The organism is Nocardia glycosmidis, assembly GCF_052545115.1.
Genome location: NZ_JBQWRH010000025.1, coordinates 35461 through 54564, shown reverse-complemented (window position 1 = coordinate 54564; position 19104 = coordinate 35461). Strand labels below are relative to the sequence as shown.

The following is a 19104-nucleotide window of genomic DNA, read 5'->3' as shown; positions in this document are numbered from 1 at the left end:
TCACCATGACTGTCACCGCTGACGCCACAGTGGCTGCGGGCGCCAAGCTCATCACCCAGAACGACATCGAACAGTTCCTGTACCGAGAGGCCCGCTACCTCGACGACCGGGAGTTCGAAAAGTGGCTCGACTGTTACGCCGACGACGTCGTCTACTGGATGCCCGCATGGGGCGATGACGATCTGCTGACCGAGGACCCGCAGACCGACATCTCGCTGATCTACTACCCGAACAAGGGCGGACTCGAGGACCGGGTCTTCCGCATCCGGACCGAACGGTCCAGCGCGACCTCCATTCCGGAGCCGCGGACCAGTCACAACATCGGCAACGTCGAGGTCATCGAGCGGCGCGGCGATATCGTCGACGTCCGATTCAACTGGCACACAATGTATTTCCGTTACAAGACGGTCGATCCGTACTACGGCACTTCCTTCTACACGATCGACTTCTCGGGTGATTCCCCGTTGATCCGCCGCAAGACAGTGGTGCTCAAGAACGATTACATCCACCACGTCGTCGACGTGTACCACTTCTGAGCCCGCGGAGAGTACCTGTAATGACCTACCGGATTGCGTTGTCCTTCGAGGATGGCGTGACGCGTTTCATCACCTGTGCCGCGGACCAGACCGTCGCGGACGCGTCCTACCGGCAACGCGTCAACATCCCGCTGGACTGCCGCGACGGAGCCTGCGGCACCTGCAAGGCGCTGTGCGAGTCCGGCGAGTACGACGGCGGCACATATATCGAGGACGCGTTGACCGCCGACGAGGCGGCTGCGGGTTATGTGCTGCCGTGCAGCATGAAGCCGAAATCTGATCTGGTGCTGCAGATCGCGAGCACGTCGGCGGTCGCCAAGACCCAGGCGGCCACCTTCACCGGGACGATCACGGCGTTGGAACGACTGACGTCGACCACCGTTCGCCTGACCGTGGAGATCCCCGACCGGGAGCGGTTGGCGTACCTTCCGGGGCAGTACGTCAATATCGCGGTGCCGGGAACGTCGGAGTCTCGGTCCTATTCCTTCAGCAACGCCCCGGACGACAAGCGTCTCACGTTTCTGGTGAAGCTGACTCCTGGCGGCGTCATGTCGGGCTACCTCACCGAACGTGCGATGGTGGGCGACGATCTCACCTTCACCGGCCCCAACGGCAGCTTCTTCCTGCGGGCGGGCGACGGCCCGATCTTGTTGCTGGCCGGCGGCACCGGGCTGGCGCCGATTCTGTCGATCGTGCGGTCCCTGCGCGACACGGGATCATCCCGTCCGGTACACCTGATATACGGCGTGTCCACCGACGAAGATGTGGCCGAGCTGCAGACCCTTACCGATCTGGCCGCGCAGCTCGACAGCTTCACCTGGGATTACTGTGTTGCCGACCCGGCCAGTTCGGCCCCCAGCAAGGGGTACGTCACGAGCCTCATGCGCGACGAGCACCTGCACGACGGCGCCGCCGCGGTGTACTTGTGCGGTCCGCCCGCCATGGTCGAGTCGGTGCGAAAGCATTTGGCGGAGAATGGGATTGTGCCGGCGGGTTTCTACTACGAGAAATTCGCTCTCTCCGGGACCGGAACCGAGCGGAGTTCGTCGGACGCCGCGGTCGTAACGAATGTGGCCGAGACCGCAGCAGAGGCATCCACCGCGCAATCGGCACCATCCGCGGCCGCACCCGTGCAGGTGGAATCCGTCATCGATGCTTACCTCCACCAAGCCGGTCCGGCGGTCGCCGAATCGACCGCCGCGCCGAACTCGGTGGAAGCTGTGCTCGGGAGCGGCCGAGCGATCGCGGGTCAGGAAATCTTCCCGGGCTCGTCGGTCGCATCACTGGGGGCAGCAGCGCCGACGCCGTCCGCGCCCGAGAGTGCGGAGACGATCCGGTCGATCGCCGGGCAAATCGTATGGTCGACCGGCGGTGGTCCGGCCGGTGCCCTTGATCCCGGCGATGCGATCCGGCCCGTCGGTTCGGCGCGTGCCGTGGCCGGTCAGCAGGTGCTCCCACCATCGGATGACATCGCGCCGCTGGTCGAACCCACGGTGCTGGACGCGGTCGCCAGTTATGAGATCGGCGAGGAACATCCGCCGGTGCACGACTGCGACGCCGTCTTCGAAGCGCGTCACGCCCTCGAGCTGGGCGCGCTGGAGGTCACGTTCGGCAGGCTCACCGCACAACAGCTCTCCGGTTACCGGCTGCTGGCCGAAGCGACCGCCATCTACTTGGACGGTGATCGGTTCGTCGATGCCGCGGCATTCACCGAAGCGAACTCGGCGTTTCACGAGTATCTGTTCACTTTGACCGGCAATGCCCACCTGCTGGAGGCCTATCGCGCCCTCGGTGTCACCGGGCGCATGGAGGAGACGCTACGGAACGCGACGTGGTGCGACCCCCGCTGCGCTCAGGATCATCTCGATCTGGTCGCCGCGTTCGAAGCCGGTGACCGTCAGCTCGCGCGCCGGTTGATCATCGAGCACTCCGAACGCTCCAAGGTGACGATGCGCCGGGCGATGGCCGACGCCGAGGCCATGCGGCGGCCGCGATTCATCAGCCCGGGGCGCTTCGACGGCAAGGTGGTCTTGGTTACCGGGGCGGCGCAGGGCATCGGTGCGGCCACTGCCCGGCGGATCAGCGCCGAGGGCGGCAGTGTTGTGCTGGTCGACCGCTCGGATCTGGTCTTCGAGGTGGCCGACGAGCTGACCGACTCCGGTGGCGATGTACTGGCGGTCACCGCCGACCTCGAGACCGGCGATGGCGCAACACACGCGGTTGCCCAGACCCTTGCTCAGTTCGGCAGGATCGACGTGCTGATCAACAATGTCGGCGGCGCAATTTGGTTCAAGCCGTTCGTCGAGTTCTCCGAGGCGGAGATCCGCACCGAGATCACACGTTCGTTGATGACCACAATGTTGTGCACCCACGCGGCACTACCGCACATGCTCGAGCGACGCAGCGGTGTCATCGTCAATGTGTCCTCGTGTGCGACACGTGGGATCCACCGAATCCCGTACTCGGCCGCCAAAGGCGGTGTCAATGCCCTGACCGCATCTCTTGCGCTCGAGTACGCCGATGCAGGTATCCGAGTGGTGGCAACCGCCCCGGGCGGTACCGCCGCGCCAGCGCGCCGGATCTCCCGTGGCGGGTCGTCGCTGGAGACGGAACAGGAGCGGGTCTGGTTCCAGGCCCACATCGACCAGACCCTGGCGTCCAGCCCGATGAAGCGATACGGCACCCTGGACGAGCAGGCCGCGGCGATCACCTTTCTCGCTTCGGACGAGGCCTCCTACATCACCGGTGTTGTACTGCCTGTCGCGGGCGGCGATCTCGGCTGAGCTCGTTGCGACCGGCGATGAATCGGCGGTGTGGCCACAGACCTTGGTGGCCACACCGCCGTCGGTCGAACGATACTGTGGTGGAATGACCCGGCTGCGTCCGTCGGTGATCGCACGTGACACCGCCCTTGCCAGCTTGTCCCGTCTTCTGTGGCAGGCCGGCGAGGGCGATTCGTGCTGCGCGCTCGTCGGCGGGAAGGCCGGGGTCGGCAAGACGACGCTGCTGGAGGAGCTGGCGGCCCGCCATGACGGACCGGTGCTGCGGGCTGTGGCCGCGCCTTGGGAGCTGTGCCGCCGGTATGGGGTGCTGGATCAGTTGGTTGCGGGGCTGGACACCAGTGGTGATCCGGTCGAGGTGGCGCAACGTCTGTCCCGGTATTTCGACGAGTTCGGCGGCACAGCGCTGGTCATCGTGGACGACGCGCAGTGGACGGATCCGGAGTCCCTGCAGGCGCTGGCATCCGCGGTCCGCCACCGCGCGGGGCGCGGATTTCTTATCGTGGCGACGATCGTTTTCGGAAACCCCGCGGTTCCCGCCGCCAATCTTGAATTGCTGCAGCATATCTCGACAGTGGTCATCTCGCTCGAGCCGTTCACAGCGGCGGAGGTGGGGGAGGTGGCTGCGGCGTACGGGATCGGACTGCATCCGGCGATGGCTGAGCTTCTTCAGACACATACGCAGGGCATAGCGCGCCATGTCGTACAGATGCTGATGGAGGTTCCCCGCTCGACCTGGGAACGATTCGACCCAGAACTGCCGGCGCCTGCGGCCGTGGCGGCCAGGGTGACCGAGGCCCTGACTTGTTGTGCGGCGCAAGCGCGGATATTCGTCGAGGCCGTCGCGGTACTCGGGCCGGGTACCGCGGTGCACGACGCGGCCCGCCTCGCCGGGATCGACGGCGATTTGCTCGCCGTCGTCGACGAGGCGGTCGAAGCGGGGCTCGTCGTGCTCGGGCCCCGCGGTCTCACCGAAGTCGGGCCGCCGGATCCGATGGTGCGGGCGGCGGTGCTCGCCTTCATGGGCCCGGCCGCGGCGTCGGTCTTGCGCCGGAAGGCTGCCGAGTTGGTCGATGATCCGCTCCTGCAGGTGCGGCTTCTGGTCGCCGCCGCACCGGTACCTGATCCGGCTCTGGCGCATCGGCTCGACACGTTGGCGGCTGAGCGGGCAGCGGAAGGCGCCTGGGGGGCGGCAGCGGGGTTGCTCTGGGATTCCGGCCGACTCACCGAGGATCGGTTGCTGCGGGAAAGCCGTCTTACCAGGGCAGTCGACGCCCTGATCGGCGCCGGTGATGTGCTCGGTGCGGCAGCCCTGGTGCCCGAGGTGGAGAGCTTGCGCGAAACCCCGTTGCGCAATGCTGTTTTGGGATATCTGGCGATAGTACGCGGTCGGCCGGCGGAGGCCGAGAATCGTCTCGGCCGGGCTTGGGATCTGGTCAACAGCCGACGCGAGCCCGACGTCGCTGCGCTGATCTGTCAGCGCTATGTGCTGCACGCGCTGTGCCGGTGTCGCCCTGAGGACTTGGTGAGGTGGGCGGATCGGGCGATCAGGTTGGTCGACGCGGATTCTCCGGCAGCCGTCGAGGCCTCTGCTATTCGCGGTATCGGCCTGGCGTATCGCGATATCGAGGCTGCTCAGCGCGCCTATCGGGAGCTGGGAGACCACGCCCGGCGTGGTGCTCAAGTTCAGCGCGTCGCGATCGGTCGCGGCTGGGTGAATCTGCTCGCCGATGCCGTCGACGACGCCCGCGTCGACTTCAAAACGGCGGTCCCCACCACATTTCTCGGCGGGTCCACGCGGATTTCGTTGTGGGCGCGGGCATGGCTGGCCAGGGTGCGGTTTCTCACCGGCGACTGGGAGGACGCGTTGCGCACCGCTCGCGAAGCCACCGAGCTCGTCGACCGGACCGGCATGGTGCTGTTCGATCCGCTGGTGCAGTGGACAGCAGTGGCAGTGCACACCCTGCGTGGTGAATGGGAGCAGGCCGACGCCGCGCTGCGCCGCGCTGACGCTGGTCTGCAGGATTACGAAATCATGCGTGTTCCCGCATGTCTGGCGCGTGCTCAGTTGGCTGAGGCGCGAGCCGACGCGGCGGGCGTGTTGCGTGCCCTGCGCCCACTGACCGAACCGTGGGCGCGGGGCAATGTCGACGATCCGGGGCAATGGCCGTGGGCGGATGTCTACGCATACGCGTTGATCGCTGAGGGGCGGTACGAAGACGCTGACGCCTTCCTGGTCATCCATGAGCGCCGCGCGGCCGAACTCGGCCGGATCTCGGCTCAGGCCAGATTGGGCGGGGCTCGTGGGTATCTGCTCGGCGCTCGCGGTGATCTCGATGGCGCGAGGACGGCTTTCGAAACGGCGCTGCAACAGCTCGACGGGCTGCCTTTGCGCTATGACCGAGCCCGCGTGACCTTCAGTTACGGTCAAATCCTGCGCCGAGCCGGGAAACGACGGGATGCTGACGCGGAATTCACGACTGCCCGTGACATTTTCGCCGCCCTTGGCGCACAGACCTATGTGATTCGTTGCGATCGTGAGCACAAAGCTGGGGGTGTCCGTGTCCATCGGGCCGAACGCGCGGTCGATGAGCTCACGCCGCAGGAGAAGACGGTCGCCGAATTGGTGGCCAGGGGGATGTCCAACCGGGAGGTTGCGGCAGAACTGTTCGTCTCGACGAAAACTGTCCAGTACCACCTGACCCGGATCTACTCCAAGCTCGGAATCCGGTCCCGAGGCGAACTTGCCGCCTTGCGAAATATTCAGTAAGACAACGGATTCGTGAATACGCCGCCACTTCGGCGGCCCTGGCGGCCGCGCTTGCCCTGCCGGACTGTCGCCGCGGCCCGTTCTTTGTGTCAGGCGTCAGGGCGCACCCGTCTCGGCCTTGAATCAAGGGGCCATTGATGGCTACAATGTTCGCATAGCAACCATATGTTCGGATTGCGCACAAAATCTAGCGTGGTTCGGCATATTCTCGAAATCGGACAAGGAGTATGCGTGGCCGAGATTTCGTCCCTTGCAGCGGCGGTGGCGGAGCTGGTCCATGACGGCGACACGGTCGCATTGGAAGGGTTCACCCATCTGATTCCGGTCGCCGCGGGCCAGGAGATCATTCGTCAGCGTCGGCGCGATCTGACCCTGGTCCGTATGACGCCCGACATCATCTACGACCAGTTGATCGGCGCCGGATGCGCTCGAAAGCTGGTCTTTTCCTGGGGTGGCAATCCGGGCGTCGGTTCGCTGCATCGATTCCGTGATGCGGTGCAGCACGCCTGGCCGGTGCCGCTCGAGATCGAGGAACACAGTCACGCCGGTATGGCCAACCGATACGTGGCCGGTGCGTCCGGTCTGCCGTTCGCGGTGTTGCGCGGCTACGTCGGCACGGATCTGCCATCGGTGACCGACAGCATCAAACCGATCACCTGCCCGTTCACCGGCGAGCAGCTCACCGCCGTGCCCGCGATCAATCCGGACGTCGCCATCGTGCACGCGCAGCGCGCCGACCGGCGCGGAAACGTACAGATATGGGGACTGCTCGGGGTGCAGAAGGAGGCGGTGCTCGCGGCGCGCCGCAGCCTGGTGACGGTTGAGGAGATCGTCGACGAACTGACGCCGACGCCCGGCGCGATCGTCCTGCCGTCCTGGGCGGTCACCGCGGTCGCGGAGGTGCCCGGTGGGGCCCACCCGTCCTACGCACAGGGGTATTCCGAGCGTGACAACGCCTATTACGCGGCGTGGGATGCGATCAGCCGCGATCGAGAAGCCTTCACCCGCTGGCTCGACGAGCATGTATACACCACGACGATGGGGACCAAGGCATGACTGGCAGCGAAACCCTCAGCACCGCACCGGAGCTGGACTACTCCTCGGACGACATGATGTGTGTGGCGGCCGCCCGGGCGCTGCACGACGATAAGCGCTGTTTCGTAGGCATCGGCCTGCCGTCGACCGCGGCCAACCTCGCCCGCATCACACACGCGCCGGGACTGGTCCTCATCTACGAGTCGGGCACACTCGGCTCGAAGCCGTACCGGCTGCCCGCCTCGATCGGCGACGGGATTCTCGCCGAAACCGCCGACGCGGTAATCAGCGTGCCGGAGGTATTCAACTACTGGTTACAGCCGGGCCGCATCGACGTCGGCTTTCTCGGCGCGGCACAGATCGACAAATACGGCAATATCAACACCACCGTTGTCGGCGACTATGCGGACCCGAAGGTCCGACTGCCTGGAGCGGGCGGGGCACCGGAGATCGCGGCATCCTGCGGTGAAGTATTCGTCGTGGTGCGCCAGTCCCGCCGAGCGTTCGTCGACCGTGTCGATTTCGTCACCTCGCTCGGCCACGGACGTGGCGACGGACTGCGCGCCCAGCTCGGAATGCGCGGCGCCGGACCAACCTTGGTGATCACCGATCTCGGCGTGATGCAGCCCGACGAGACCGGTGAACTGGTACTGACCTCAGTGCACCCCGGTGTCACCGTCGATCAGGTACGTGATGCCACGGGCTGGGATCTGCGCGTCGCGCCCGAACTACGAACCACCGAACCCCCCACCGCGGCGGAACTGGCCGCCCTGCGCGCACTGAAGGCAGCGTGATGACCACATCAGCGTTTCTCTATGACGGTGTCCGCACCCCGTTCGGGCGCTATGGCGGAGGGCTCGCCGCGATTCGACCCGACGACCTGGGCGCGCATGTGCTTCGTGCGCTCGCCGACCGCAATGACTTCGATCCCGCCGGCATCGACGAGGTGATTTTCGGCGCCGCCAACCAGGCCGGTGAAGACAATCGCAATGTGGCTCGCATGGCGACGTTGCTGGCCGAGTGGCCGACCTCCGTTCCCGGTAGCACGGTCAACCGGCTCTGCGGATCGAGCCTGGATGCCGCGATGCTCGGTTCCAGATTGATCGAAACCGGTGATGCCACCAAGGTTGTGGTGGGCGGCGTGGAATCCATGAGCCGCGCGCCGTGGGTATTGCCCAAGCCCGGCAAGGGGTTTCCCGCTGGCAACGAAACTTTGCATTCGACCACGCTCGGCTGGCGGCTGGTCAATCCGGCCATGCCGGCGCAGTGGACCGTGTCGCTTGGTGAGAGCACCGAAATCCTCGCCCGTCGGTACGGAATCGAGCGCGACGCGCAGGACGAATTCGCCTTCCGCAGCCACCAACTGGCCGCAAAGGCGTGGGACAACGGCTTCTACGACGATCACGTGGTCACGGTGCCCGGCACCAAGCTGCTCCGCGACGAATCGCTGCGCCCGGACACCAGCGTGGAAATCCTGGCCGGGCTGAAACCGTCGTTCCGGTCCGACGGTACCGTTACCGCAGGCAATTCCTCGCCACTGAACGACGGTGCTTCCGCACTGCTGCTCGGCGACGAGACGGTGGCGGACAGTCTCGGCCGTGCGCCGCTCGCGCGCATCGCGGGGCGAGGCGCGGCGGGCGTCGACCCGGACGTGTTCGGCATCGGCCCGGTAGCGGCGGCGCGAATTGCCTTGCAGCGCGCTGAAATCGGATGGAGCGATCTCGGCGTGGTGGAGCTGAACGAGGCGTTCGCCGCGCAGGCGCTGGCCTGCCAGTCGGACTGGCCCGACCTCGACCCGGCCATCGTCAATGTCAACGGCGGGGCGATCGCGATCGGGCACCCGCTCGGTGCTTCCGGCGGTCGCCTGCTCATTCAGCTCGCCCGAGAAATGCGGCGCAGCGGCAGCCGCTGGGGACTGGCCGCCTTGTGCATCGGAGTCGGCCAAGGTCTGGCCGTAGTTCTCGAGGCGGCGCAATGAGTCTCGCAGTGCACCACGAGGTCACGGGCCCCGAGGACGGCATTCCGGTTGTGCTCAGCGGCTCGATCGGCAGCGATCTGCGAATGTGGGCTCCCCAGGCAGCATCCTTGAGCAAGGCCGGCTATCGGGTGGTGCGGTACGACCACCGCGGCCATGGTGCCTCGCCGGTGCCGGACGGGCCGTCCACCATGGCCGACCTGGGCGGCGACGTGTTGACGCTGCTGGACAGCTTGGGGATCGAACGCGCCCACTGGGTTGGTCTGTCGCTGGGCGGCATGGTGGGTATGTGGTTGGCAGAGCAGGTCGGCGAGCGCCTGAAAACGTTGACGCTGCTCTGTACCTCCGCCCAGTTGCCGGCAAGCGCCTGGGCCGATCGCATACGAACGGTACGCGCGCAAGGAATGCGGGCTATCGCCGATACCACGGTGCCGCGTTGGTTCACTCCGGAGTGGCGGGCGGCCAATCCCGAGCTCGTGCGCTACTACGGGGACATGATCGCGGGACAGCCGGTGGACGGCTACGCATCGTGTTGCGCTGCCATCCAATCGATGGATATCGAAGCCGGCCTTCCGCGCATCCTTGCGCCCACCCTCGTCATCTCCGGCGCCGAGGACCCGGCCACGCCACCCGAGCACGGAAGGCGTATCGCCGCGGCCGTGCCCGGCGCTCGGTTCGAAATAGTCACTCCGGGAGCTCATCTGGCCAATGTCGAGGCAGCCGAGCAGGTCGATGCTCTCATTCTCCAGCATCTGAACGAGAATGCCTGAACGGTCGATCGGTGCACGGAGTGCGGGCCCCGGCTGACTGACAGCTGTACGACGAGGAGGAAGAGAATGACCGGCAGTAGGCCCGACGACTCGGCTGACGACATCGTCCGCGGCGCTCACTTCGTCCAGTCGCTCGAGCGCGGGTTGGCGGTGATCACGGCCTTCGGTCCGCGAACGCCGGAGCTGACTCTCTCCGATGTCGCACGGCGAACCGGGCTCACCCGCGCTGCCGCCCGCCGCTTCCTGCTCACCTTGGCCGATCTCGGCTACGTCCGCTCCGACGGAAAGCGCTTCGCGCTGACCGCGAAGGTGCTCGAGATCGGTTACTCCTACCTGTCGAGCATGACGTTGCCGGAGGTGGCACAGCCGCGTCTCGAGCGGCTTTCGGCCCAGGTGCGTGAATCGAGCTCGGTATCGGTACTCGACGGCGGGGACATCGTCTACGTGTCCCGCGTCGCCGCCTCCCGCATCATGACCGTCAGCATCAATGTCGGCACCCGCTTTCCGGCCCACGCCACCTCCATGGGGCATGTTCTGCTGGCCGGACTGCGAGCCGATGACCTGGACGACTACCTGTCGCGGACCGCGCTGGAACCGTTCACCGACAAGACGCTCACCGACCCTGCCGCGCTACGCGCCGAAATGGAAAGCGTTCGGGCTCGGGGCTATTCGATCGTCGACCAAGAGCTCGAAGAGGGCCTGCGCTCGGCCGCCGTTCCCGTGCACGGCGCAGACGGCGCGGTGATCGCCGCAGTCAACATCTCGACGCACGCGAGCCGCCGCACTATCGAAGAGATCCGAACCGACCTGATACCACCGCTGCTCGAAGCCGCCCGCGGTATCGAGCGAGACCTGGCCGCCGCGAAACCGGTTGTGCGGCTCGGCTGATCACGGTTACCCAGCTCGCTGCCGGAACAGCAAGCGTTCGGACATCGTGACCATGATCCTGGCCGAGGTGGCCCGCTGGCCCGCTGATCGCACGCGCCGGAGTACCGCGGTGAGCGGTCCTCCGGCGCGTGCGAAACATGGAAGCCGGATCGTTGCAGAATGCTCAGCCGAACCGAGTGCCCGCGTCAGATCCTCTTCGTGATGCTGTCGAGGTAGGCGGCGAGTTCCTTCGGGCGGCCGTACATCGGCCCATGTCCGGTCGCCCACTCGGTGGTTTCGGCGCCGGCGCGGGCGGCCAGCTCGTGTTGTGTGGCGGCGGGCAGAACCCGGTCCTCGGTGGCGACCAGGTAGTGCGATGGCAGATTTCGCCAGGCGGCCGGGCCGGAGGGGGCACCGTCGATGCCGAGACGGGCAAATTTCTGCACCGCGCTCGCGAGTGCGGTGCGCTCGGCGGAGGCGTCGGCGGCTATGACGGTGCCGTAGGCAGATCGATCGATATAGGAATAGCCATCCTCGGTAACCCGCAGCGGCTCCGGAAGCACGGTGCCCGGGCGTCGGCGGGCGATATCGCTCACCGACTCGCCCTCGTCGGGCACGAACGCCGCGATGTACGACAGCGCCTGGACCTTGTCCTGGCCGAGGGCAGCATTGGTGATCACCGCACCGCCATACGACCAGCCGACGAGCAGCACCGGCCCATCGACTGTGGACAGCGTCCGGCGTACGGAAGCAATGTCCTGCTCCATCGACTCCAGGGTGAGTTGGGTTGCCACGGGTGCGTGTCCCAACGCCTGTAGCTCGGTGATCGTCTCGCTCCAGCAGGAGCCGTCGGCCCAAAGTCCGTGGACCAGAACGATGGTGGTCATGAGGAACCTCCGTAAGAGTTGTCGGAAAAGGGTTGCGGGAAGTCTTGCAATAGCGTGGTGACCGAAGAATCAGTGCCAGTGGCCGGCTCGTCGAGCCGCTGGATGTTCACGGCAGGAACGCCGGGCGGCCGGCGCCTGAGTCGGCGAGGTCGTCCTGAGCCCGTGGCGGGCGGGGCTCGCGTGGTGCACCGGTCCAGCCGCGGTCGGAAGAGCAGTGCACCGTTAGACAGGGGTATTGCTGTGGTGGGCAGCCCAGCCGAGCGCGTAGTCGGCTACCTCCTGCCAGCCTTCTTGGCCGACGATGAAGTGGGTGCGGCCCGGGAACTCGTGATAGTCGGTAATCGCGGAGGACTTGCGGAACAGTCGCACGTTGGCCTTATTGATGTTCGGCGGCGAGATGTGGTCGGCCTCGGCAGCGATGAACAGCAGCGGTGGCCGCTGTGGGTTGCGAAAGTCGACTTTGGTAGCGGCGCGCGGATTGAAGTTGGCGAGTGCTGCTTGGAAGAGCACGCGCGGCGAGCCCGGCACGTGGTAGCGCTCGTAAGCGGCGGCGGACTCCGCCTCGGTGAGCGTATGGGTGAAGGCGTAGTGGAACTGCCGCGGTGTCAAAGTGATTGCCTTGTTCATGCGGGCGGGGTTGCGAAGGGCCGGCCACACCGACTTCAGTGTGGAGTACGGCAAGGGGAGCACGCCTTTGACGGCCGCCGAGCTGATGGCCACACCGACGCTGCCCAAGCCCCGATCGAGCAGGATCTGGGTGATAGCGCCGCCGAAGGAGTGCCCCATGATGATGGGTTCCTCATCCAGGTCTCGGATGACCTCCTCGTAGTGCGCGATCACCTCGGGTAGACCCAATCCGGAGACGCGCGCTGGATCGCGTCTGATTTCTTCCACCTCGCCTGCCAAGCCCGGCCATGCAGGGACAAGGACCCGATAGCCCTGCTCCTCGAAGCGATTTGCCCATTTCTCCCAGCTGCGTGGGTTCATCCAGAGGCCGTGGATCAGCACGATTGTGCCGGCCGCGCCGGTTCGGGTTCTTGCCATCAGGACTCCAGTAGATAGAACGGTCTGTTCACTTGAATACTAGGAGAAGGTCGGCCGCTCGAGCAAGCGGTGGAGGTGAAGCGCGTGTCACATGCCGGACCGGATGCGGCGATGCCGCGATAGGCGGGTGCCCGTCGTGCCGGGCCTTGGCGGCGCAGCGGCAGGGGCGGTGGAATCGGTGCGGTGACGTGGAGTGCGGGGCAATTCAGGCCGGATCAGAGCGTCGCCCTACCCGGTCTCGTTCAGCGCAGTCCACAGTTGGTCGATTGGATTCGATACAGCGCATGCGCATCAGGCGCAGCGGTCAGTTCATGGTCAGAAGAGCGGCGACACCTTCCTTCCAAGTGTCGCTGGCTGTCTTCGGATCTCCCAGATAAGCAGCCACCATCGACCCGTCGCGCAATGCCACCATCGCCTCGGTCGACCGGCTGAAGTCGGACACCCCGACCTGCCGGAATGCGTCCTGCAGCACTTGGTGAAATGCGTCCCGGTATGCCATTACCGCCTGGTGGACCGAACTATCCCGCTCTGGGTACTCGACCGCGGCGTTGATAAAAGGGCATCCACGGAAACCTTCGCGGCACATCTCCTCGGCGATGTTGTGCGCCACCATCTCGAGGAACGCCGCGGGTGTATCGGCTTCTTTCCTGGCTGCGGCCAAGCCGGCGCGGATGTCGTGATCTCTGGCCTCGAGGTAGGCGCACACAAGATCATCCTTGCCCTGGAAGTGCCGGTAGAAGGTGCCTCGGGCGACATCCGCCTCGGCCATGACACGATCGACGCCTACCGCCCGGATGCCCTCGGTGTAGAACAGCCGGCTCGCCGTGGCCAGCAGTCTCTCGCGCGCCTCGGACCGACGACCCGGTGCAGGCGCGTTCTTCGCCTTCGTCATCCCGCCAGTATATAGAACGTTCTCTCTACTACAGGGCGGTGAATCCTCGGCAGCGCAGGATCCGGAGATGACCAGCCGGTCGGTTGAGTACGGTGACGGCGCACGACGTCCGCCCCTTGCTCGAAGGTGTGCCGCATAGTAGCCACCGGGTTTAGAACACCACTGAGGCAAATTATTTCGTTCCTCGACCGGTGCGCATACATTCGGCGGGCGATCGCTTTCCGGTGGCTCGCGTACCTGGGTAGATCTGGGTGCAGAGCGATCAGGAGTGGTTCGCAGTCGACCGGTCGGTGCGGTTGCCACGTGCCCGCCTCTGGCCCGGGAACCTCTGGCCGAGCGGATCACCGAGTCGATGTGGCGCTGGATGCCACTCACAACCTGCGAGGAGGTCACTCGGCAGGTTCTTGCGCGTGAAAGGAGTCGGAGTTGTCCATGGGGCGAAAGAGGGGAGGATGGCGTTTCGCGGTCGCAGCGGCACTGGTGTCGCTGGTCGCGACCTCCTGTAGCGGCGGATCGAGCGGCGGTGACGGATCAGGGGAACCGCAATCCGGTGGAACTCTGAACATCGGTCTGTCCAGTGACAACAACGGTGTCGACGCCGCGGTGGTCAACCAGACCTGGCGTACGGTCGCGCGTGCCCTCTCGGACTCGCTGGTGTTCTACAACCCCGACACCAAAGAAATCGAGCCTTGGCTGGCTACCAAGTGGGATGTCACCGATGCGCGCGTCTATCACTTCCAGCTGCGCCAGGACGTGACGTTCCACGACGGCACCAAGCTGACCGGTGAGGTGGTGAAGCAGAACTTCGAGAGCCTGAACCGTCCCGGTATCCACTCCAGTGCCAAGACCATCGTCGAGGGCATCACCAAGATCACCGTTCCGTCCGAGTACGAGGTGACCGTCGAGTTCGAAAAGCCCAACGCGGCTTTCCTGACCAGCCTTTCGCGTGCGCACGCCGGAATCGTCTCGGCGAAGACCGCCGCGCTGCCGGTGGCCGAGCGGCAGAAGTGGGTCGACGGTTCCGGACCGTTCTACCTCGACGAGTTCGTCCCCAACCAGCAGATCGTGCTGAAGAAGCGGCCCGAATACAATTGGGCGCCCGCGTATTTCAAGCGAACCGGCCCGGCGCGGCTGGATGAGGTGGTCTACAAGGTCATCCCCGAGGACTCGGTGCGCAACGGCGCGGTGATCGGCGGCGACGAACTGCAGTTCATCTACTGGGTCAACGGCAAGTACGTCGATCAGCTGAAAGCGGCCGGCCTCACGATTGCGAAGACGCTCAACCCTGCGACGGGCACCGAGCTGCCGGTGAACACTTCGTCCAAGTTCCTCAGGGATGTGCGGGTTCGCCAGGCCCTGCAAGTGGGCTTGAACCGCGATGAGTTCGTCAAGATCGTCTCCAACGGCTACGACAGGGCCGCCAAAGGCCCGCTGAGCGAGGACAATCCGTATTTCATCGATGTCAGCCGCTATCTGAAGTACGACCAGGCCAAGGCCGTCGGCCTGCTCGAGGAGGCGGGCTGGAAGACTGTCGGCGCCGATGGCATCCGAGTCAACGCTACCGGCGAGCGGCTCAGCTTGCGCGCGCCGCAGGACACCGCCGCCTGGCAGGTGCTGCAGAGTCAGTGGCGCAAGATCGGTGTCGATCTGGTTCTGGACCCGCCGTTGCCGGCCGAGGCGAACAAGAAGTTGCTCTCGGGTGAGTACGACATCGCCTATTGGTACCACTCGACGCCGGACCCGGATGTCCTGCGCGCGAACTACGGCAAGGTTACCGGCTCGAACCGAGCGTTCCTGCCCGACGGCACCGAGGTGGACAAGCTGCTCCAGGACCAGAACACCGTCCTGGACAAGGCCGCCCGCCAGAAGATCGTCGACCGTGCCGCCGAGTTGCTGGTCCAAGAGGCGTACGTGATCCCGGTGGTCAACGACGTGGACGTGTGGGCCTATCAGCCGAGCGTGCACGGGCTGCAGGCTGTGGGCCTGGATCAGTACCTGTACAACACCTGGCTCGCGCGGTAGGTCCGCTCATGACCTTGGTGCGGTACGCCCTGCAGCGGCTGCTCTACGCCGTCGTCGTGGTCTGGGGCGCGTTCACGGGGGCGTTCTTCCTGCTCTACATCGTGCCCAGCGACGCCGCGGGCGGCCTCACCATGGGCGCGAGCGGCGGCGATATCGAGAAGATGCTCGCGGAGCAGCGGGAGTTGCTCGGCCTGAACCGGCCACTGTATGTGCAGTACTTCGACGCGCTCACCGGCGCGCTGCGCGGCGACTTCGGCGACAGCATCTACCAACGCCGTCCGGCCACCGACGTCTTCTTCGAGTCTTTCAGCCGGACACTGGAACTGGCGTTCGTCGGGCTGGTGTTCGCGGTGCTCCTCGGTGTCACGTTCTCGGTGGTGATCGAGCTGATCAACTGGAAGTGGGCACGCGAGCTGCTGATCTCGCTTCCCCCGGTGGCGGTTTCACTGCCACCGTTCATCGTGGCGCTGGTCGCTGTGCAGATCTTCGCGTTCCAGCTGCACTGGATCAAGGCGTTCGGCGACAAAAGCACACTCGGGTTGCTGGTCGCGGCGCTGTCGATCGCGATTGCCGGTGGCGGGCAGATCTCGCAGCTGTTGACCGTCAACCTGCGCGCATCGTTGACCTCGCCGTACATCGAGACCGCCCGCAACTGGGGACTGAGCAGGTTCGATCTGGTGGTCCGGCACGCGTTGCGCGCGTCGGCGCTGCCGGTGGTGACCGCGCTGGGCACCACCGTCGGCGTCATGGTCGGCGGCACCGTCCTCACCGAGACGGTGTTCTCCCGGCTCGGTGTGGGCAGGCTCATCGTGGACGCGGTGAACGGCAGGGACATGCCGATCGTTCTCATCGCGGTCACGGCGAGCGCCCTGATCTTCGTCTCGGTCAATTTCGTCGTCGACTTGGTCTATCCGGTCATCGACAAGCGAATCCGATTGGACGCCCGATGAGTGTTGTCGAGGTCCTCCCGGCCCTTTCGGCGAAGCCTTCCGACCGCACCGCCACGAGCGGATGGCGTGGCCGGGCGGCGGCGGCCGGCCGCTGGGTCCGCCACATCGCTGGATCACCGAGCCTGCTGCTCGCCTACGTGTGGGTCGGACTGATATTCGCGGCCGCGGTCGCACCCCAGGCGTTCACCGCGCGCGACCCGCTGGCCCAAGACGCGGACGCGCTGCTGCTGGCGCCGAGCGCGACCCACCTTTTCGGCACTGACGATCTGGGGCGCGACCAGTTCACCCGCATGGTGCACGGCACCTCGCTGTCGGTGCAGGCCGCGGTTGCCGCGGTGCTCATCGGCCTGGTGAGCGGCGCGCTGATCGGACTCGTCGCCGGGTCGCTACGCGGCCCGGTCGACAGCGTCCTGATGCGAGTCATGGACATCATGCTCGCGGTGCCGAGTCTGATCGTCTCGCTGGCCATCATCTCGGCTCTGGGGCACGGCGTAGTCAACATCGCGGTGGCGATCGGCATCAACAGCACCGCCGGGTTCGCCCGAATCATGCGCTCGGAGGTGCTGAAGGTCTCGGGGTCCAAGTACGTCGAGGCATCGGTGTTCGCCGGGCACGGCTACGCCTACCGGTTGTTCCGCCATGTCGTGCCGAACTCGTCGCGGTCGGTGCTGGCCGCGGCGACCATGGAGATCGGCGCGGCGATCCTGACAGTTGCCGCGCTGAGCTTCCTCGGCCTCGGCGCGCCACCGCCCACGCCCGAATGGGGGCTGCTGGTCGCGCAGGGGCGAACCTTCATCGCCACCCAGTGGTGGCTGAGTCTGCTGCCAGGACTCGTCATCACCGTCTCTGTCGTCGCGGTCTACCGGATCGGCCGATCACTCAACCGCGGGAGAACCAGTGTTGTCGCCTGAGCTGTCCGTACCTGAATCCGGTGCCCTGCTGAGTCTCGAGGACGTCGTCGTCGACTTCGACGTGCCCGGCCGTCCACCGGCACGGGTGGTCGACGAGGTGAGCCTGAGCCTGCGCGCGGGCCAGGTGCTGGCGCTGGTCGGTGAATCCGGCTCCGGCAAGTCCACGCTGGCGCGCACGGTGACCGGCACGCTGGCCGAGAACGGCCGAGTTTCGGGCGGGCGGGTGCTCTTCGGCGGCAGGCAGCTCAACGGCCTGCGGGACAAGCAGTACCGCGCCATTCGCGGCCGCGAGATCGGCTATATCCCGCAGGACGCGCTGCTCGGGCTGAACCCGCTGCTGCCGGTCGGAGTGCAGGCCGGCGAGCCACTGCGCGCGCACGGCCTGGCGGACAAGGCCGACCGCCGTGAGCGGGTTCTCGACCTGTTCGGCAAGGTGGGTTTGCGCAATCCGGACAAGGTTTTCCACGCCTATCCGCATGAGCTGTCCGGCGGAATGTGCCAACGGGTGCTCATCGCCGCGGCCATGTCCACCGGGCCGGCGTTGCTGGTGGCGGACGAGCCGACCACCGCGCTCGACGTGACGGTGCAAAAAAGGATCCTGGATCTGCTGAGCCAGTTGGTCGCGGACGAGGGGCTGTCGATCCTGCTGATCACCCACGACCTTGGGGTAGCCGCCGAGCGGGCCGATGAGATCGCGGTGCTCCAGAATGGCCGGCTGGTGCGGTCCGGGCGTGCTGCGGAGGTGATCGCCGATCCGGGTGATCCGTACACGAGCGCGCTGGTGCGGTCGTCGTCGCTCGGCTTCGAGGGCGCCGCTGCCGCAGTCGAGCGCCAGGAACGCCGCGGAGCCGACGAGCGAGCAGCCCCGATCGTCGTGCGGGCCGAGCACGTGCGCAAAACCTTTGTCGCCCATCGAGGCCGGGAATCGGTGACGGCTGTCGCCGACGCCTCGTTCGTGGTGCGGCGGGGCACCACCCTCGGCGTCGTCGGCGAATCCGGCTCCGGCAAGACCACGCTGGTGCGGTTGCTGGCCGGGCTGACCGCGCCTGACTCCGGGACCATCGAGGTCGCGGGCGAGCCGGTGGTGCACCGTCGGCGTGGCGCGGGGCAGGGCGCGCTCTACCGCAAGATCCAGATGGTCTACCAGGACCCGTTCGCCTCGCTGAATCCGCGCGCCACGGTCCGGGCCATCATCGAGGAACCGTTGCGCGGGCACAAGCTCGGCGACCGCGACCGGCGCCGCCGCCGGGTCGTAGAACTGCTCGACCGTACGGGCCTACCCACCGGCGTCGCCGACCGCTACACCGCCGAGCTGTCCGGCGGTCAGCGCCAGCGGGTCGCCATCGCCCGTGCGCTGGCGCCCGACCCGGAACTGGTGATCCTCGACGAGCCGGTCTCCGCGCTCGACGTCACTGTCCAGCGCCAGATCCTCGACCTGTTGGTTTCGCTGCAACGCGAGCTCGCACTCACCTACGTGTTCATCTCGCACGATCTCGGTGTGATCGCTGAGGTCTCCGACCAGATCCTCGTGCTACACCACGGCGACATCGTCGAGCGAGGCACCGCAGTCGAGGTCATCACCGCTGCCCGGACGGATTACGTCAAGGAACTGCTCGCCTCCGTTCCCGGCGCGGGCCCCGCGACCGTCTCCATCTGATCCACCGA

At 66.2% G+C, this 19104-nt stretch carries 15 protein-coding genes; 12 read left to right on the top strand and 3 right to left on the bottom strand.

The window, feature by feature from the left end:
- Positions 1-5 precede the first annotated feature (5 nt).
- The 8 genes from benB to ACT86A_RS24905 all read left to right on the top strand — a co-directional run bounded on the left by benB (position 6) and on the right by ACT86A_RS24905 (position 10754).
- Positions 6-536, top strand: a complete 531-nt coding sequence (gene benB, locus ACT86A_RS24940; protein WP_445094644.1) for a benzoate 1,2-dioxygenase small subunit — start codon at positions 6-8, stop codon at positions 534-536.
- A gap of 20 nt (positions 537-556) precedes the next feature.
- Positions 557-3319: a benzoate 1,2-dioxygenase electron transfer component BenC gene (benC, locus tag ACT86A_RS24935; RefSeq protein WP_445094643.1), complete on the top strand. Its 2763-nt coding sequence runs from the start codon at positions 557-559 to the stop codon at positions 3317-3319.
- A gap of 85 nt (positions 3320-3404) precedes the next feature.
- Complete coding sequence (locus tag ACT86A_RS24930; RefSeq protein ID WP_445094642.1) at positions 3405-6086, top strand: helix-turn-helix transcriptional regulator; 2682 nt, start codon at positions 3405-3407, stop codon at positions 6084-6086.
- Between the two features lie 231 nt (positions 6087-6317).
- A complete protein-coding gene (locus ACT86A_RS24925; protein WP_445094641.1) occupies positions 6318-7142 on the top strand; it encodes a CoA transferase subunit A in 825 nt (274 codons plus the stop codon).
- The gene (locus tag ACT86A_RS24920) at positions 7139-7915 is read left to right on the top strand and encodes a CoA-transferase subunit beta (RefSeq protein WP_445094640.1); all 777 of its coding nucleotides are present in this window, start codon (positions 7139-7141) and stop codon (positions 7913-7915) included. The genes ACT86A_RS24925 and ACT86A_RS24920 overlap by 4 nt, the downstream gene beginning before the upstream one ends.
- Positions 7915-9099, top strand: coding sequence for a thiolase family protein (locus ACT86A_RS24915; protein WP_445094639.1), 1185 nt, complete (start codon positions 7915-7917; stop codon positions 9097-9099). Before ACT86A_RS24920 ends, ACT86A_RS24915 begins: the two co-directional genes overlap by 1 nt.
- A complete protein-coding gene (gene pcaD / locus ACT86A_RS24910; protein WP_445094638.1) occupies positions 9096-9866 on the top strand; it encodes a 3-oxoadipate enol-lactonase in 771 nt (256 codons plus the stop codon). Before ACT86A_RS24915 ends, pcaD begins: the two co-directional genes overlap by 4 nt.
- 66 nt (positions 9867-9932) lie before the next feature.
- Complete coding sequence (locus tag ACT86A_RS24905; RefSeq protein WP_445094637.1) at positions 9933-10754, top strand: IclR family transcriptional regulator; 822 nt, start codon at positions 9933-9935, stop codon at positions 10752-10754.
- A 185-nt stretch (positions 10755-10939) separates the two neighbouring features.
- On the opposite strand, the gene ACT86A_RS24900 is transcribed toward ACT86A_RS24905, so the two are convergent.
- From ACT86A_RS24900 to ACT86A_RS24890, 3 genes are all read right to left on the bottom strand, one after another.
- Positions 10940-11620 (bottom strand): alpha/beta fold hydrolase, encoded by a 681-nt coding sequence (locus ACT86A_RS24900; protein WP_445094636.1) that lies wholly within the window; start codon positions 11618-11620, stop codon positions 10940-10942.
- Positions 11621-11842: 222 nt separating this feature from the next.
- Complete coding sequence (locus ACT86A_RS24895; RefSeq protein WP_445094635.1) at positions 11843-12664, bottom strand: alpha/beta hydrolase; 822 nt, start codon at positions 12662-12664, stop codon at positions 11843-11845.
- Positions 12665-12968: 304 nt separating this feature from the next.
- A complete protein-coding gene (locus ACT86A_RS24890) occupies positions 12969-13556 on the bottom strand; it encodes a TetR/AcrR family transcriptional regulator (RefSeq protein ID WP_445094634.1) in 588 nt (195 codons plus the stop codon).
- A gap of 432 nt (positions 13557-13988) precedes the next feature.
- On the opposite strand from ACT86A_RS24890, the gene ACT86A_RS24885 reads away from it, so the two are divergent.
- The 4 genes from ACT86A_RS24885 to ACT86A_RS24870 are packed head-to-tail and all read left to right on the top strand — an operon-like array spanning position 13989 to position 19096.
- Entirely contained in the window at positions 13989-15578 is a 1590-nt protein-coding gene (locus ACT86A_RS24885) for an ABC transporter substrate-binding protein (RefSeq protein WP_445094633.1), read from the top strand.
- An 8-nt stretch (positions 15579-15586) separates the two neighbouring features.
- Entirely contained in the window at positions 15587-16528 is a 942-nt protein-coding gene (locus ACT86A_RS24880; protein ID WP_445094632.1) for an ABC transporter permease, read from the top strand.
- Positions 16525-17439, top strand: coding sequence for an ABC transporter permease (locus ACT86A_RS24875; protein ID WP_445094631.1), 915 nt, complete (start codon positions 16525-16527; stop codon positions 17437-17439). Before ACT86A_RS24880 ends, ACT86A_RS24875 begins: the two co-directional genes overlap by 4 nt.
- Positions 17426-19096: a dipeptide ABC transporter ATP-binding protein gene (locus tag ACT86A_RS24870; RefSeq protein ID WP_445094630.1), complete on the top strand. Its 1671-nt coding sequence runs from the start codon at positions 17426-17428 to the stop codon at positions 19094-19096. Before ACT86A_RS24875 ends, ACT86A_RS24870 begins: the two co-directional genes overlap by 14 nt.
- The last annotated feature ends 8 nt before the right edge of the window (positions 19097-19104 follow it).